The 14,548-nt window shown below is 43.5% G+C and carries 15 protein-coding genes; 7 read left to right on the plus strand and 8 right to left on the minus strand.

The features are described from left to right. Positions 1 to 85: 85 nt before the first annotated feature. The 5 genes from HMPREF1535_RS00140 (at position 86) to HMPREF1535_RS00160 (ending at position 3,663) form a co-directional block, all read left to right on the plus strand. The gene (locus HMPREF1535_RS00140; protein ID WP_046144960.1) at positions 86 to 1,198 is read left to right on the plus strand and encodes a TlpA disulfide reductase family protein; all 1,113 of its coding nucleotides are present in this window, start codon (positions 86 to 88) and stop codon (positions 1,196 to 1,198) included. A gap of 11 nt (positions 1,199 to 1,209) precedes the next feature. Further along, positions 1,210 to 1,653, plus strand: coding sequence for an OsmC family protein (locus HMPREF1535_RS00145; RefSeq protein ID WP_046144961.1), 444 nt, complete (start codon positions 1,210 to 1,212; stop codon positions 1,651 to 1,653). Between the two features lie 124 nt (positions 1,654 to 1,777). Next, on the plus strand, positions 1,778 to 2,470 hold the full coding sequence (locus HMPREF1535_RS00150) for an iron-sulfur cluster assembly scaffold protein (RefSeq protein ID WP_007658684.1): 693 nt from the start codon (positions 1,778 to 1,780) through the stop codon (positions 2,468 to 2,470). Continuing rightward, a complete protein-coding gene (locus HMPREF1535_RS00155) occupies positions 2,463 to 2,654 on the plus strand; it encodes a hypothetical protein (RefSeq protein WP_007658685.1) in 192 nt (63 codons plus the stop codon). Before HMPREF1535_RS00150 ends, HMPREF1535_RS00155 begins: the two co-directional genes overlap by 8 nt. Before the next feature lie 7 nt (positions 2,655 to 2,661). Beyond that, a complete protein-coding gene (locus HMPREF1535_RS00160) occupies positions 2,662 to 3,663 on the plus strand; it encodes a GGGtGRT protein (RefSeq protein ID WP_046144962.1) in 1,002 nt (333 codons plus the stop codon). 73 nt (positions 3,664 to 3,736) lie between these two features. Here the strand turns inward: HMPREF1535_RS00160 and HMPREF1535_RS00165 are convergent, their stop codons facing one another. The 4 genes from HMPREF1535_RS00165 to HMPREF1535_RS00180 all read right to left on the minus strand — a co-directional run bounded on the left by HMPREF1535_RS00165 (position 3,737) and on the right by HMPREF1535_RS00180 (position 6,078). Next, entirely contained in the window at positions 3,737 to 4,159 is a 423-nt protein-coding gene (locus HMPREF1535_RS00165; protein ID WP_007658722.1) for a GNAT family N-acetyltransferase, read from the minus strand. A gap of 64 nt (positions 4,160 to 4,223) precedes the next feature. Then, positions 4,224 to 4,802 carry a Crp/Fnr family transcriptional regulator gene (locus HMPREF1535_RS00170; RefSeq protein ID WP_007658723.1) on the minus strand — a complete coding sequence of 193 codons (579 nt, stop codon included), beginning with the start codon at positions 4,800 to 4,802 and terminating at the stop codon, positions 4,224 to 4,226. 122 nt (positions 4,803 to 4,924) lie between these two features. Further along, the gene (locus tag HMPREF1535_RS00175; protein ID WP_007658724.1) at positions 4,925 to 5,557 is read right to left on the minus strand and encodes a hypothetical protein; all 633 of its coding nucleotides are present in this window, start codon (positions 5,555 to 5,557) and stop codon (positions 4,925 to 4,927) included. Between the two features lie 2 nt (positions 5,558 to 5,559). Further along, positions 5,560 to 6,078 carry a DsbA family protein gene (locus HMPREF1535_RS00180; RefSeq protein ID WP_235438429.1) on the minus strand — a complete coding sequence of 173 codons (519 nt, stop codon included), beginning with the start codon at positions 6,076 to 6,078 and terminating at the stop codon, positions 5,560 to 5,562. A gap of 110 nt (positions 6,079 to 6,188) precedes the next feature. On the opposite strand from HMPREF1535_RS00180, the gene HMPREF1535_RS00185 reads away from it, so the two are divergent. Beyond that, positions 6,189 to 7,418: a DUF763 domain-containing protein gene (locus HMPREF1535_RS00185; RefSeq protein WP_046144964.1), complete on the plus strand. Its 1,230-nt coding sequence runs from the start codon at positions 6,189 to 6,191 to the stop codon at positions 7,416 to 7,418. A 642-nt stretch (positions 7,419 to 8,060) separates the two neighbouring features. On the opposite strand, the gene HMPREF1535_RS00190 is transcribed toward HMPREF1535_RS00185, so the two are convergent. Further along, positions 8,061 to 8,372 carry a hypothetical protein gene (locus HMPREF1535_RS00190; RefSeq protein WP_244275549.1) on the minus strand — a complete coding sequence of 104 codons (312 nt, stop codon included), beginning with the start codon at positions 8,370 to 8,372 and terminating at the stop codon, positions 8,061 to 8,063. A 155-nt stretch (positions 8,373 to 8,527) separates the two neighbouring features. Next, a complete protein-coding gene (locus tag HMPREF1535_RS00195) occupies positions 8,528 to 10,255 on the minus strand; it encodes a serine protease (RefSeq protein ID WP_007658729.1) in 1,728 nt (575 codons plus the stop codon). A gap of 332 nt (positions 10,256 to 10,587) precedes the next feature. On the opposite strand from HMPREF1535_RS00195, the gene HMPREF1535_RS00200 reads away from it, so the two are divergent. Further along, complete coding sequence (locus HMPREF1535_RS00200) at positions 10,588 to 12,156, plus strand: ATP-binding protein (RefSeq protein ID WP_007658735.1); 1,569 nt, start codon at positions 10,588 to 10,590, stop codon at positions 12,154 to 12,156. A gap of 28 nt (positions 12,157 to 12,184) precedes the next feature. On the opposite strand, the gene HMPREF1535_RS00205 is transcribed toward HMPREF1535_RS00200, so the two are convergent. Together HMPREF1535_RS00205 and HMPREF1535_RS00210 are read right to left on the minus strand one after the other, a co-directional pair. Further along, on the minus strand, positions 12,185 to 13,369 hold the full coding sequence (locus tag HMPREF1535_RS00205) for an ABC transporter permease (protein ID WP_046144965.1): 1,185 nt from the start codon (positions 13,367 to 13,369) through the stop codon (positions 12,185 to 12,187). Next, a complete protein-coding gene (locus tag HMPREF1535_RS00210) occupies positions 13,353 to 14,537 on the minus strand; it encodes an ABC transporter permease (protein ID WP_046144966.1) in 1,185 nt (394 codons plus the stop codon). The genes HMPREF1535_RS00205 and HMPREF1535_RS00210 overlap by 17 nt, the downstream gene beginning before the upstream one ends. Between the last annotated feature and the right edge of the window lie 11 nt (positions 14,538 to 14,548).

Raw genomic sequence — 14,548 nt, forward strand, 5'->3', positions numbered from 1 at the left:
TAAGCCTAAAGAAATAAACTATAATTAATAAAGCGATAACTTCGCGAATCACAAGGTGATGACATCGTTTTAACACATATAATATATGAAAAAGTATCTTCCATTGGCTGCCTCCGCCCTGCTTCTTGCAGCTTGCAGCGAAAAACCGGGTTACGAAATAACCGGTACAGTTTCAAACGCCGATCTGAACGGAAACTACGTATATCTTTATGAATACGGAAAACCGGACGTTTTACCTTTCGACAGTGCGCTGGTAGAAAACAATGCATTCAAATTCAAAGGTACCCAGAATGAATCGCAAATTACGATCATTCAGTTTTCGCCCGACGTTGTCAAGACTGAACGCGGTATGGCAACTCCGTTCAAGACAACGTTTACACTTGAAAACGGCAAACTCACTATCAACCTGGATACCTTGTCAATCGTAACCGGTACCCCGGCCAACGATGCAGAAAAAGCAATGAAAGATAGTCTCAAGCCTTTCATTGACGAAATGGGAAAACTCGGGGATGAGATCCGTTCCGAAGACAAAGCAATTGCGGCTGCGGCTGAAAAGAAATATGATGAAATCAGCGACAAAATAACCAAAGCCGTATGCAATTATATTCTGGCTCATATGGACCAGAAAATGTCTGCCAAATATTTATACGAAAACCGTTACAACCTGAGTGAAGAGCAGCAGAACGAAATACTGTCGAAAGCCGACTCTACCTTTAAGGCACAGCCGAATATCGACAAAATGATCAGCCACCTGGAAGTTCTGAAAAACGTAGCCGTCGGCAAAAAGTTTACTGATTTCGAAATGGCTGATCCGAAAGGCGAAGTACATCAATTGTCTGAGTTCGTCGGTAACGGTAAAGTTGTCCTTATCGACTTCTGGGCTTCCTGGTGTCCTCCTTGCCGCAAAGAAATGCCGCATCTGGTCGAATTATATAAACAATATAAGAATAAAGGATTCGAAATCGTCGGTATCTCTTTGGACAGCAAACCCGAAGCCTGGGCAAAAGGCGTAAAAGACCTGAATATTACCTGGACACAGCTTTCCGACCTGAAAGGATGGCAGAATGCCGGTGCTGCTTTATATGGTGTCAACAGCATTCCTCATACCGTACTGGTCGATAAAGACGGCACGATCATCGCCAAGAATATCCATGGTGAAGAGATAGATGCCAAACTACAGGAAGCACTTAAAAAATAAAAAAGAACGATATGTCTGCCCAAATCACTCTCGACTGGAAAAAGGATTCGACCTTTGAAACCCAGATGGATGGCCATACGGTAACGATCGACACCAGCAAAGAAGACGGCGGCACCGGTTCCGGTGTCCGCCCGAAAGCCTTGATGCTGGTCGCCCTGGCCGGATGCAGCGGGGTCAATGTGATCTCTCTATTCAAGAAGATGCGAATCGGTTTTGAAAAACTATCTATCGACGTCAAAGCAGAAACAACCGATACCGTGCCGATGCTTTACTCGGCATTCTTCATCACTTTCCACGTAACCGGTAAGGCAGAGGAAAGTGCCCGGATAGAAAAAGCGATCCGCCTGTCACAGGAGTACTGCGGCGTTTCGGCTATGATGAAAAAGATAGGACCTGTCACTCACCGTATCTTGCTGAATGGCTCCGAACTGAATATTCAACCGATCGACAAATAACAAACATTGCATCTTGCATGGCTGAATTAAAAATTTTATCTTTGTGCGGTCTTTAAAGAAAGCGATATTACATAGAAATTAGCAAAAAGTTTTATTATCACTTTAATATAATAAATTAGCGATTATGATTTATTCACATGAAGTTCAACACATGTGTGTTGTAAAGAAGGGAGCCAACCATCCTTGTGCTCCGATTCCTGAAGAAGGAAAATGGGTTAGATCTACTCAGATCACTGACATCTCAGGTTTGACTCATGGTGTGGGTTGGTGTGCTCCTCAGCAAGGTGCATGTAAACTGACACTGAACGTAAAGGAAGGAATCATTCAGGAAGCGCTGGTAGAAACTATCGGTTGTTCTGGTATGACTCACTCTGCTGCGATGGCATCAGAAATCCTTCCGGGCAAAACACTTCTGGAAGCATTGAACACTGACCTTGTTTGCGACGCTATCAACACAGCTATGCGCGAATTATTCCTGCAGATCGTTTACGGACGTACACAGTCTGCTTTCTCTGAAGGCGGTCTGCCTGTCGGAGCCGGTCTGGAAGACTTAGGTAAAGGTCTGCGTAGCCAGGTTGGTACCATGTTCGGTACATTAGCCAAAGGTACCCGTTACCTGGAAATGGCTGAAGGTTACTGTACTCGTATGGCATTGGATGCTGACGATCAGGTAATCGGATATGAATTCATCCACCTGGGTAAATTCATGGAAATGGTAAAGAAAGGCATCGATGCTAACGAAGCTCTGGAAAAAGCTAAAGGTTCTTACGGTCGTTTCAAAGAAGCTGTAAAATATATCGATCCTCGTAATGAATAAGAAAACACTGACACGCGTCCTGACCGGGTTGATCATTCTGACTGTTATCGCGACGGTAATCACCTACTTCGTCATGAAGCCGGACCGTCCCTGGATGGCATTCTATATGGCCTGTTGCGGCGGTGTGCTTGTTTTCAACTTTCTAATATCTTTATTCCTGGTAAATAAGAATTTAAAAAAGTAAAAATAATATGGCTTTATTTGAAAGTTATGACCGTCGTATTGATACTATCAACGCGGTTTTAAAAGAATATGGTATCAACGGTATCGAAGATGCAAAAGCTATCTGCGACGCTAAAGGTATCGATCCTTATACAATGTGTAAGGAAACTCAACCTATCTGTTTCGAAAATGCATGTTGGGCTTACGTTGTAGGTGCTGCCATCGCTATCAAGAAAGGTTGCACAAGCGCTGCTGACGCTGCCGAAGCTATCGGTATCGGTCTGCAGGCATTCTGTATCAAAGGTTCTGTTGCTGACGACCGTAAAGTAGGTATCGGCCACGGTAATCTGGGTGCACGTCTGCTTCGCGAAGAAACAAAATGTTTCGCTTTCTTAGCTGGTCACGAATCTTTTGCTGCTGCAGAAGGTGCTATCAAGATCGCTGAAATGGCAAACAAAGTACGTAAAGAACCGCTTCGCGTTATCCTGAACGGTCTGGGTAAAGATGCTGCTATGATCATTTCTCGTATCAACGGCTTTACTTATGTTCAGACTCAGTTCGATTACCTGACAGGCGATTTGAACGTAATCAAAGAATATCCGTATTCAACAGGTCTTCGTGCAAAAGTAAAATGCTACGGTTGCGACGACGTTCGTGAAGGTGTTGCTGTAATGCGTGCTGAAGGTGTTGACGTATCTATCACAGGTAACTCAACTAACCCGACTCGTTTCCAGCACCCGGTAGCTGGCACATACAAAAAAGAATGTATGGAAAACGGCCACAAATATTTCTCTGTTGCTTCAGGTGGTGGTACAGGTCGTACTCTGCACCCGGATAATATGGCTGCCGGTCCTGCTTCTTATGGTATGACAGACACAATGGGCCGTATGCACGGTGACGCTCAGTTCGCCGGTTCTTCATCCGTTCCTGCTCACGTAGAAATGATGGGATTCCTGGGTATGGGTAACAACCCGATGGTAGGTGCTACTGTTGCTGTAGCTGTTGCTATCGAGGAAGCTATGAAGAAGTAATTAGATTATTACTGACATATAAACTCCTGTAATCGTTATGGTTGCAGGAGTTTTTTTGTTTATGTACATGAAACTACAACTGCATATGTAAAATAGGATATTCTTTACCTTCTCCGTCTAAATTCGACCTTTTATATATGCTAAAACCCATATACTTATAAAAACCGACAGCTTGAATATTTTGCTCATTCACATCGACTTTAGTTACTTGCAAATTACCTATAGCATAAGTAATTAACCTTTTTCCTATTCCTATGCCTCGATAATTATCGTCAACAAATAACATTTCAAGATTTCCTTCTGCAATTCCCATAAATCCGATTAAGATTCCCTCTTGTTCAAATCCGAATAGAGTGACATGCTGAAAATATACCGGAAGTTGTTCCTTATAGTATAGAAAATCTTCCTCTTTAAGAAAATCATGTGTACTCGATACTGCACTTTCCCAAATTTCCATCAAACGTGGATAATCCGTAGCTTTAACTTTTCTAATCATAATTGTAATTGCTATTTAAAGCCGCAAAGTTCGGAACCTATATACTCAAAGCACTGAACCCAAGTTAAAAAATACGTTTACGGATTCTGCTTAGTGCTTGCGGTGTGATACCCAAAAAAGAAGCTATATCTTTTAGTGGTATATAGTTTAATGTAATGCCATATTCTTCAATCATCTGTAGATAATACTGTTCAGGAGAATATTTAATCAAATCGATATTTCTTTCCAAAAGTTTATTCAACAATATAGCATTCAAATCTTCAAATACAGTTTTTACCTTAGGGATAGCAGTATATAGTTCATTTACTTGTTTCTTGCCTATTCGGTAAATAACGCTATCTACAACTGTTTGCACATTAAATGCAGACCTTGTTTGTAATGTAAAAGATATATTCGACATTGAAAACGTACCCTCTTTACAAAACCAAAAAATTTGTTCTTCCCCTTTATGATTTAAAAGCCAACAACGCAATATTCCATCAAAAACGAAATAACTATACCTTTCTGTTTCTCCTTCTTTAATCAAAAATGTACCTTTACTAACCAATATTCGTTCAAAATATTGGTCAAATAACTTAGATTCCTCCAAATTAAAAGTATTAGTGCTAAAATTAAATTCTTTAAGTAGTTTTTCTAAAAGCATAATCTAAATATAATTCGTAATATACTTACTTATTTGATATATTCACTATTACTTCCGTTCTCCTTATTTGATCTCATATTCAGTGAGATATATTTTCATGAACAAATATACGCAATTAATAACTATCTTCGTCCCCCATTCCTTCCGTTTGTATTTGATCTGTCATTCGTTTTTGACTGACTATTCGTTGGATTTCTATACTGTTCCGTACGGTTACTTGTTCCGCTATTCGACGGACGGGTAACTTCCGAAGGTTTTGTCTGCGGACGATTGGTTTCCGGACGGCTTGGCCTATTCGATTCGGGACGATTCGAGCCGGGTCTGTTGGACTCCGGACGACTTGGTCGATTGGACTCCGGGCGATTCGAACCGGGACGGTTAGGCTTGTTCGGACGGTTCGGGTGATGATGGTCCGGAGGGTAAATATAAATAGGACGGCCATAATCCGGGAATATCATCGGAGGAGCTACCGGTGGAATATAGGTTACATCGTCATACAAATATTCATATCCTGTCAGATAGTTATCCCAGAACTCCAACGCATACACTTCATCACGGGCTGTCCGGTATTCCAGAACCTCCTGCACATAACCATCTTTCTTGTTTACAGCCAATACCCGGTTGGGAGGCCCCATCAGGTTCTCCACCTCGGCAACGGTCATACCTGTAGTCAACATTCCCAAATCCAGGTATTTATATGCTCCGCAAGCTACCAACAAGAAAGAGGCCAGTATGAACAAACTTATTTTCTTCATAATTACTTAACGATTAAAGACTCCAGATATTCCAGAAACTCTGAATTCATCCAGTTCCCGTCAAACTGTTCGCCATTGACGAAGAAAGTCGGGGTTCCCTGTACATCATTTTCCAATCCGGAATCGTAGTCATCTTTTACTTTCTGATAGAAACGGTCTTTGCCGAAATCCGTTTCAAACTCCGCTGCATTTATTCCCAGCTTCCTGGCATATTCCAACAGGTAATAATCGTCCAAAGCATTCTGATTCTCGAAAAGAAGGTCGTGCATTTCCCAGAACTTCCCATGAGAAGCAGCGATCTCAGCAGCAATAGCTGCGTGCAAAGCGTGGGGATGCAACTCTGTCAACGGGAAATTACGAAAAACAAATTTAACCTTGTCCCCGAGTTTCTTCTGTATATCCTTTACTATATGATAAGCCTTTTTACAATAAGGACACTGATAATCAGCATACTCTATCAATTCTATCGGCGCATTGACCGGACCTTGAACGTGGTCGTTCTTATTTACTTCCAAATACATAGCTGTTACTATTTGATTTCTAATTAATAACATCACAGACTTTTCTTTTGTTGTTTATATTAGCATTTCATTAACTGAACCGATCCTGTTTTTTAGCTATCTTCGCATCTATGAAAAGAGGTACAGCAGATTTACCATTACATTACGGAACCGTTCCCCCTTGGTTGGCCGAACGAATGAGCCTGCTTGGCGGAGCTATTGCAGAAGCCATCATCATCGAATACGGACGTCCGGCTTTGTTGCAACGGCTAAGTGACCCCTTCTGGTTTCAGTCGTTAGGCTGCGTGCTGGGAATGGACTGGCATTCGTCTGGTATTACAACGTCTGTTATGAATGCCCTGAGAAAAGCGATCAATTACCGGTCGGAAGAACTTGGTGTTTATATTTGCGGAGGAAGAGGTAAGTTTTCGAGAGAAACACCTAATCAATTGCTGGAGGTAGCCAACAAAACCGGATTAAACGGGAATGAATTGGTAAGACACAGCAAACTGGCTGCCAAAGTCGATAATACAGCCGTACAGGATGGTTTTCAACTTTACCTGCATACATTTATTGTCACAAAGGAAGGTGACTGGTCTGTCATCCAACAAGGGATGAACCCGAATGAACGCATGGCACGACGCTACCACTGGCTTTCTTCCTCTTTACGTTCTTTTATGGAGGAACCGCATACGTCTGTCTGCGGAAGAAATCAGGGATTGATCCTCAACCTGACCGATAAACTTGCGGCCCCGACCAAAGAAGGCATCATGGAATTGACAAAGGAATCGCCGGACAAACTAATGCGTGAAGTATCCATCATCCTGCCCAACCATCACGAAGTAAAAGCCGAAGACGTAAACCTCAAACGGCTCGGAGCCGCCCTCATCCTGGCACACGAAACCAATGTATCCGATATGGAATCGTTGCTTTTGCTGGAAGGAGTCGGACCGCGCACGTTGCAATCTCTTACATTGGTCAGCGAAGTAATACACGGAACCCCTTCCCGCTTCTCCGATCCGGCACGTTTCTCTTTTGCCCATGGAGGGAAAGACGGACATCCGTTCCCGGTTCCGACAAGCGTTTATGATGAGACTATCGAAGTCTTTGACAAGGCAATCCGTCAGGCACGGCTTGGAGAAAAGGACAAATCAAATGCCTTAAAGAACCTGTCCAAAATATCCCAGGAGATGGAGAAAAGTTATACTCCGAGTAACTATTTCGACGACTGGGTTCAACATGAACGGGACACGTCTTATAAATATGGCGGTAAAACCGTTTTCGGCAATGCTAAAAAGCCGCAAAAGAAAGAGGATAAGGATAAAGGTAAAGACGGGATACAGTTAAGTTTGTGGGATTAGCAATTCAATTATTGACTGGATTTGAATGTGTCTTAAAAACAACTTCATCGAATCTACTGTCATACTATCATTTTAAAGAGTAACACACTAATTATAAAAGCATTACCTTATGATAGTTGTTATTGTTAACTGTCATTTATCTATCATGCAACTATCATAGTCCTATCCGGAAACCCAAGGCAAGCTTCTTATTTTGCTGAAGTATATGACTTATTTTCAAGGAAGTAATTACTTTTGTTGTTTGAGACCCGGGTCTCAAGATTGCCGACACCCGGGTCTGAGCATCGTCAACATCCGGGTGTCAAACAGGATAAAACGGGCATCCTGACAACAATAAATAGGTGTTTTAATGAAATAGGTCTGTATATTCCGGTAAAAAAGACTTTAGGATAGAGGATTTTTAATAGATACAGGAACGATAGTTTGGTTAAAACAATGTTAATATGATAGTTGAATGATAGATAAATGACAGTTAACAATAACAACTATCATAGACTAATACACTAATTATATGCATATTACATTAGACTATGATAGTATGATAGTTGATTTCAAAAACAATAGATGTAATTGCTTTATAGTTCAGTTATTATCAGATTTGAATGTTACTTTTCTATCAAGAGAAAAGTAAGGTCAATTAATTCAACGTCTCACCAACGTATATTTATAGGCTGTCTCTGTACAATCCTGGATAAATAGTGTATCGCCTTTGATAGCTAACGGATAAGAAGGACTCGTTTCTAAAAACACATCCATCAGATAGGCTTCGTAGCCCGCTCCCGTATCGGCTTTCCGCCAGTTCAGGTCGCCCGGTTCGTCTTTGCCTTCTTCTGTCCAGACGTATTTATCGCCGTTGAACTGGATGAAAGTATTTTCAAACTCACAAAGCTGAGTGGTATTCTGTCCGCTTACCAACTCCCATTTTCCCTCGACCAACTCTTTGATTTCGGGCAATGACTTATCGAAAAGGGTTGTTTGAACGTTGTACGAGTCTCCGACTCCTTACTGTCTTTTTGTCCTGACTTACCTTTACAACTACTTGTACCGATCAGACACAAGCCCAAGGCAACCACAATGAAAATACTTTTTACACTATTCATATCCGGATCTTATTTACAATGTTCCTTTATCAGTCTTTCAGCCAACGGGTCACCCAGTTCTTTCGCTTTGTTCAGCGCTTCACAGGCTTCCGCTTTCTTTTCCATACGCACATAACAGATACCTTTCAAACGGTAGCAAGCCGCAAAATCGGGAGCCACTTTCAATGTTTCCTCGATGCTAGCCAATGCGTCGGTATAATTTTTCATGCGGACATATACAGATGCCTCTTCCGCCCGATAATCGGGTACATCAGGACTCAGACGAACCGCTTCCTTGATATCAGCCAAAGCACCTTCCATATCACCGGCACGGAATTTTGCCTGTTCACGGTAGAAATAAAAACTACTGCCGACATCGCCTTTCATTGCCTTATAATACAGGTCATAATCGGCTATCGCTTCCGCATATTGAGACAAACGAAGTTTCCAGTCTATTCGTTCCAAAATATACTGGCCGGCTTCGGAAGTAAGAGGCAGGCCGCATTTGTCTACTGCACCGTCCAGCAAAGCAATCACATCGCCGATATTGAATCCGGGAGTATTTTCTTTCGCCTTGGCTGCCCAGTAAAAAGAGTTAGGCGATGCCAGGTCACTGTTATTCACGACCATATATTCGTTATAAGCCTGGTCGAATTCTTTCAGGTAGAAATGAATATCACCCGCCAACTGATGGTAAACAGGAGCGTCATCCTCTTCGATAGCCTTTTGGATAGTTTGTTGTGCAGCCTGTACACTCCATGCCGGATCGGTCAGCGTGGTATCACCGGCAGACACGCCATAGATCAGTTTCGCTTTATTATAATATACATCCCCTTTCTTATCACTGTATTTGGAAGCTGTTTCAATATCATCCAATGCCAGTTTCAGATAATTAGCCTGTTCGCCCGGAGTAGCTGCCAGCTCGGCACGACGTCCGGCATAATGGTTGGCACGGTTCAGATAACCGTCGGCCGAATTCGGGAAAGTTGCAATAAAATCATTCAGTGTTTCCAGATATGTTTTTGCATCCTGCGTACTTCCTTTCAGGAACAGAGCCACCTGAGCCTGCTCCACATCAGCCGGCCAGGCTTTCTTGATACCGATATTATTATAAACGGAATTCAGGAAATCGGTCGACGAAACGGCGAGGTTGTTCACATAAGAGGCTGAGACAGCATATGATACATCCTTCTTTCCGGAAGCATCGGCCTGTGCCAGTCCGAACACTTCACCTTCGGCATTCAATATCGGTGAATTCACCCGGCCATCTTCCAGCGGAACGGATAATTTATAGTAACTATACGGATCTTTCAGTTTGCTGACTTCCGTAATCGTGCCCTGTTCGAAATCTGCTTTCTTTTCAGTCGAATAAGGTAACAAATAAGCGACAGTGCCTACCGCCAGCGGATCGGCAGCAATCGGGAAAAACTGTACTTTCTTCGGTGTTTCCGCTTTTACCTTGATGACATCATACAATTCATCGGCACCGATCACTCTTGTAACCGGATAAGTTTTTCCTTCCGTATCCGTCACGGTTGCTTTTTCCGCCCCTTTGAATAACTCGTAGGCAGAAAGGACATCTCCCGTTTCAGAGACAAAAATACCGGTACCCGAGGTCAGCTTAGCTCCGTCTTTCCCGTATGTAGTGATTAAAACAACCGCTTTTTTACTTTTGTCCATCCATTTAGGGGCGTTCTTCTGCGCAGTTGCCGGCAATAAGTGGCAACAAATCAAAATTAGTAGTAGTATTCGTTTCATTTCTTTTCTCATGTTATCAGATATGCCGACAAATGTAATACTTTATTATCTTTGTACATATTGTCTGAGTATAAAATTATCCGCTTATGAAACTTAAAATGTTATTTCTTATGTGTCGTTTACCCATACCATTACGGCGACACAAAGGTGGAAGAGATCAAAGAAAAACTGAAAAACAACAATATAGACGTACACATCAGAGAGATGCAATAATAAATTCCTGTGATCTTCGGCATGATGGGATTTTTACGAGGAAATGAATAAACATTCCTTATCTGTGAATGCAAAAGATTAGCTATATTTGTGTTCGCAACAACTAAAAGACATTCGTTATGACACCGATAAATCCATTCAGAAAGCTCCCTATCGGGATACAGGAATTTGAGAAGCTTCGTACAGAAGGTTATCTCTATGTCGATAAAACAGCTTTCGTATATGAACTGGTCTCCACTGGTGCTGCCTATTTTCTGAGCCGTCCGCGACGCTTCGGCAAAAGCTTGCTGCTTTCTACATTCAAAGCGTATTTCGAAGGAAAAAAAGAGTTGTTCAAAGGGTTGGCAATCGATAGCCTTGAAACCGAATGGAATGTCCATCCGGTATTACACCTCAGCCTGAATGCAGAGAAGTATGAGTCTGCCGAACATCTGGAAGGCATTCTCGAAGCGCACCTGCAAAAGTGGGAAGAAATGTACGGGACCAATCCCGGAACCTCGACCTTCGCCACTCGTTTTATGGCTGTTCTGGAGAATGCCCGCAAAAAAACAGGGCACGGAGCCGTCGTTCTGATCGATGAATACGATAAGCCTCTATTGCAAACCTATCATGATGAAGCTTTGCAAAATAGTTTTCGTAGCACATTAACGGCCTTTTATACTGTTCTGAAAGATGCTGATCCATATCTGAAATTCGTCTTTATCACCGGTGTTACCAAGTTTGCGCAAGTGGGCGTATTCAGTACGCTGAATCACCTGGACGATATCAGTATCAGCTGGCGTTCAACCTATCTCTGCGGACTGACACGTGAAGAGATAGAGTCGACCTTCGGCCCCGAACTGAATGCTTTGGGAGAGGCTTCCGGCCTGACATATTCAGAAACAATGGCAAAGCTCACCCGGCAATACGACGGTTATCGCTTCATGGAAAAAGCCAAAGAAGGTGTATTCAATCCTTTCAGCGTTTTGAAGACATTCAAGGATCTGGATTTCAAAAACTACTGGTTTGCCACCGGTACCCCCTCCTTCCTGATCTACATGCTTCGTAAAACCAATTACGACCTGCGTGATCTGGATGGAATACAAGTAAGTGCCGCTTCGCTGACCGACTACCGGGTAGACTTTCAGGAACCCGTTCCTGTTATCTATCAAAGCGGTTACTTGACAATAAAGGGGTACGACGAACGGTTCATGCTTTACACCCTCGGTTTTCCGAATGAAGAAGTAAAGTATGGCTTTCTTAATTTCGTGACACCTTTATATACGCCGGTATCATCTGCAAATGCACCGTTTTATATCGGACAGTTCACAAATGAATTATGGGCCGGGCAGACCGAAAGTTTCCTGAATCGCCTGCGTGCTTTTTTTGCTGATTTCCCTTACGAATTGAATACAAAAACAGAACGCCATTACCAAGTGGTATTCTATCTGGTATTTAAGTTAATGGGACAGTTCACACAAGCAGAAGTACAAAGTGCCCAAGGACGTGCCGATGCCGTTGTACAGACACCGGACTATATTTACGTATTCGAATTTAAACTGGACGGTTCAGCCGAAGAGGCACTCCATCAGATAAACAGTAAAGGCTACCTCATTCCTTACACCGCCGATCATCGAAAACTGGTCAAAGTCGGTGTCTCATTCAATCACGAAACACGTAACATAGGCGAATGGATAACGGAAGAATAGAATAAACAAAAGATCAAGACTATACCGGCTACAGCTTCGTCTTCCGTATATTATACCGATACGCCCAACAAGCCAATACGAAATACACCGCACATTGAACCCATAAGGTGACATATTCCGTATGGATCTCTGCCATCGAGGCTCCCATCGAATTTAATTTAACGTAGGCGAGGGTTGCCGGTGCTGCCGGAATCAGGAAATGCGATAACTTCCAGTACCAGGGCATCAGTTCCAACGGATAAGAGACACCGGACAGGAAGATCAACCCGACCGAAAAGAAAGCGATCATCAGCAAAGGGGCATCCGAATCGGTAAAGACAACGGAAGCAGTCAGGCCAAAGAAACTCGTCGCCATCAGGAAAGGAATCAGTAGCATGATTATATTCCATACATTACCGATATCCGGCAAGTCGAATATCAGCGGGATCAATCCCAGCAGGAAAAGCGAAAAGACGGCATACAGCATCATATACACAAATGTCTTTCCGATCGCAAGGCGTCCGGCTTGTCCGAAGGTCGGGCGATACACCTGCAACAGTTTGAACTGCCGCTCCTCCCCGCTGACCATCCCGATCACCATCAATAAGGTCTGAAACATGATAACGATCAGCACAGCCGGGATCAGATACGTTCCATATCCTTCCGTATAATTATACAAGGCGGTTCCAGCCACATTGATCGGTTTCGCCACAGATAACTGTGCAGCAGCCTGGCTGGGGAGAAATACCACCATTTCAGGCCGGTAGCGATCGTTCAGCGCCAACATCGAACCGGCCGACGCTTCCTGCATCGCCAGGTAGTTGAGGAATGCATTGGTCGTTTCATACATGATAAAGACCGACTCATCACCACGGGAAACCCGGTCGGTAAAGTCGTACGGCAGATATAAAATGCCGGCGGCTTCATCCATTTTCATCAACTCCTGTGCCTGCGGATAATCCTCACCGGTAGCAATCACGTCGACCTGCGGAGTGGCATTCAGCAAACGGATATACTCGCGGCTCAACTCCGTTTTCGAATTATCCACCACAACAACCGGGACATTACGGACCACATCAGGGGCGTACATATAATTATATAGCAGACCGTACATAAATATCCCCCCCATCAGCACCAACACGATGGCGAAACTGCCTGAGATGGTTTTGAACTCATTCAAGATAATGGACGATATATTGTTCAGACCAGCTTTTATGTTATTTGATATTTTCATACTTATGACTTAATATTGCACTTTTTAAATGCGGTACCATCAGAAACGCAACCAATATAAAACAGAACAACGTGCTGAAGTTCCACCAGGTATAGGCAAACCCATAATCGCCGTACAACAGGTTCTGATTGATCTCCACGAAATGACGTACCGGAAACAGGAAAGAAGTATAATAGACCGGTGCATACATGGCCGGAGCCGGAAACGTAACACCCGACAAGGTCGCCCCCAGCGAACCGACCATCGACACGATACTGATAATGATGCTGATTGCCGGAAAAAGGGAGAAAAGGAACACCGCCAGAGCCTGGGATGCGATCACGAACAGGACAGAGGTCAGGTTCAACGGCCAGAATCCACAGGAAAAAGGTATATTCATCAGACCGAACATAACATAATTAGCCAGGATGCTCATCAGGGAAAAGATGATGGTGTAAGGCAATAATTTTCCGAAAAGGGCGGTTACCATATTCATCTTCGCCGTTGCCAGCCAATCGTCACCGGTACGGAACTTTATCTCACTTCCCACCGCATAAACCGTCGTAAGCAAAATCAGCACCTGAAAGAAGATAAAGAAGAACGGATTGCTCAGATAAACGGAATAATCCAGGTCCGGATTGAATAACGGATGATTCTGTGCCCGGATAGGAACCAGGAAGGTCGACACTTCTTTCTGGCTGATTCCCATCGCTGTAGCCTGTACCACGATCGGAGCCATCGAAAAGATGCGCAACAGACTTTCGAAAGCCCCTCTGACCTCTCCGCCGACACTCAGCAAAGCATAATGATAATAATAGGATAAAGTAGCCTGCCTCCCACCCGTCACGTCTTCCTCAAAACGGTTCGGGATAACCAGATAGCCATATATTTCTTTGGCTTGTGTCGCTTTCCGTGCGGTTTCGGCATCCGCATAATGATGCGTGACACGGAAAGTCGGAACAGCTTCGACCTGGCGGGTCAATTCGCGGGATAAAGCAGACTGGTCCTGATCGACAATACCTACCGGGATATTCTCCATCTGCCCGTTACCGAAGATCGTGGACATAAAGAAGATACAGAACAGCGGCAACACGATGCAAACCCCGAAATAGAGCCTGCGTGAAACCATCCGTTGCAGTTCGCGGCGGAGCACATTGTAAAAAGGACTATGTTGTTTATTATTACTCATAGATCATGCCC

This window comes from Parabacteroides goldsteinii DSM 19448 = WAL 12034, assembly GCF_000969835.1.
GTDB lineage: Bacteria > Bacteroidota > Bacteroidia > Bacteroidales > Tannerellaceae > Parabacteroides > Parabacteroides goldsteinii.

Coding starts and splice junctions, on each gene's coding strand:
- HMPREF1535_RS00140 (WP_046144960.1), top strand. CDS start 86: ATGAAAAAGTATCTTCCATTGGCTGCCTCCGCCCTGCTTCTTGCAGCT.
- HMPREF1535_RS00145 (WP_046144961.1), top strand. CDS start 1,210: ATGTCTGCCCAAATCACTCTCGACTGGAAAAAGGATTCGACCTTTGAA.
- HMPREF1535_RS00150 (WP_007658684.1), top strand. CDS start 1,778: ATGATTTATTCACATGAAGTTCAACACATGTGTGTTGTAAAGAAGGGA.
- HMPREF1535_RS00155 (WP_007658685.1), top strand. CDS start 2,463: ATGAATAAGAAAACACTGACACGCGTCCTGACCGGGTTGATCATTCTG.
- HMPREF1535_RS00160 (WP_046144962.1), top strand. CDS start 2,662: ATGGCTTTATTTGAAAGTTATGACCGTCGTATTGATACTATCAACGCG.
- HMPREF1535_RS00165 (WP_007658722.1), bottom strand. CDS start 4,159: ATGATTAGAAAAGTTAAAGCTACGGATTATCCACGTTTGATGGAAATT.
- HMPREF1535_RS00170 (WP_007658723.1), bottom strand. CDS start 4,802: ATGCTTTTAGAAAAACTACTTAAAGAATTTAATTTTAGCACTAATACT.
- HMPREF1535_RS00175 (WP_007658724.1), bottom strand. CDS start 5,557: ATGAAGAAAATAAGTTTGTTCATACTGGCCTCTTTCTTGTTGGTAGCT.
- HMPREF1535_RS00180 (WP_235438429.1), bottom strand. CDS start 6,078: ATGTATTTGGAAGTAAATAAGAACGACCACGTTCAAGGTCCGGTCAAT.
- HMPREF1535_RS00185 (WP_046144964.1), top strand. CDS start 6,189: ATGAAAAGAGGTACAGCAGATTTACCATTACATTACGGAACCGTTCCC.
- HMPREF1535_RS00195 (WP_007658729.1), bottom strand. CDS start 10,255: ATGAAACGAATACTACTACTAATTTTGATTTGTTGCCACTTATTGCCG.
- HMPREF1535_RS00200 (WP_007658735.1), top strand. CDS start 10,588: ATGACACCGATAAATCCATTCAGAAAGCTCCCTATCGGGATACAGGAA.
- HMPREF1535_RS00205 (WP_046144965.1), bottom strand. CDS start 13,369: ATGAAAATATCAAATAACATAAAAGCTGGTCTGAACAATATATCGTCC.
- HMPREF1535_RS00210 (WP_046144966.1), bottom strand. CDS start 14,537: ATGAGTAATAATAAACAACATAGTCCTTTTTACAATGTGCTCCGCCGC.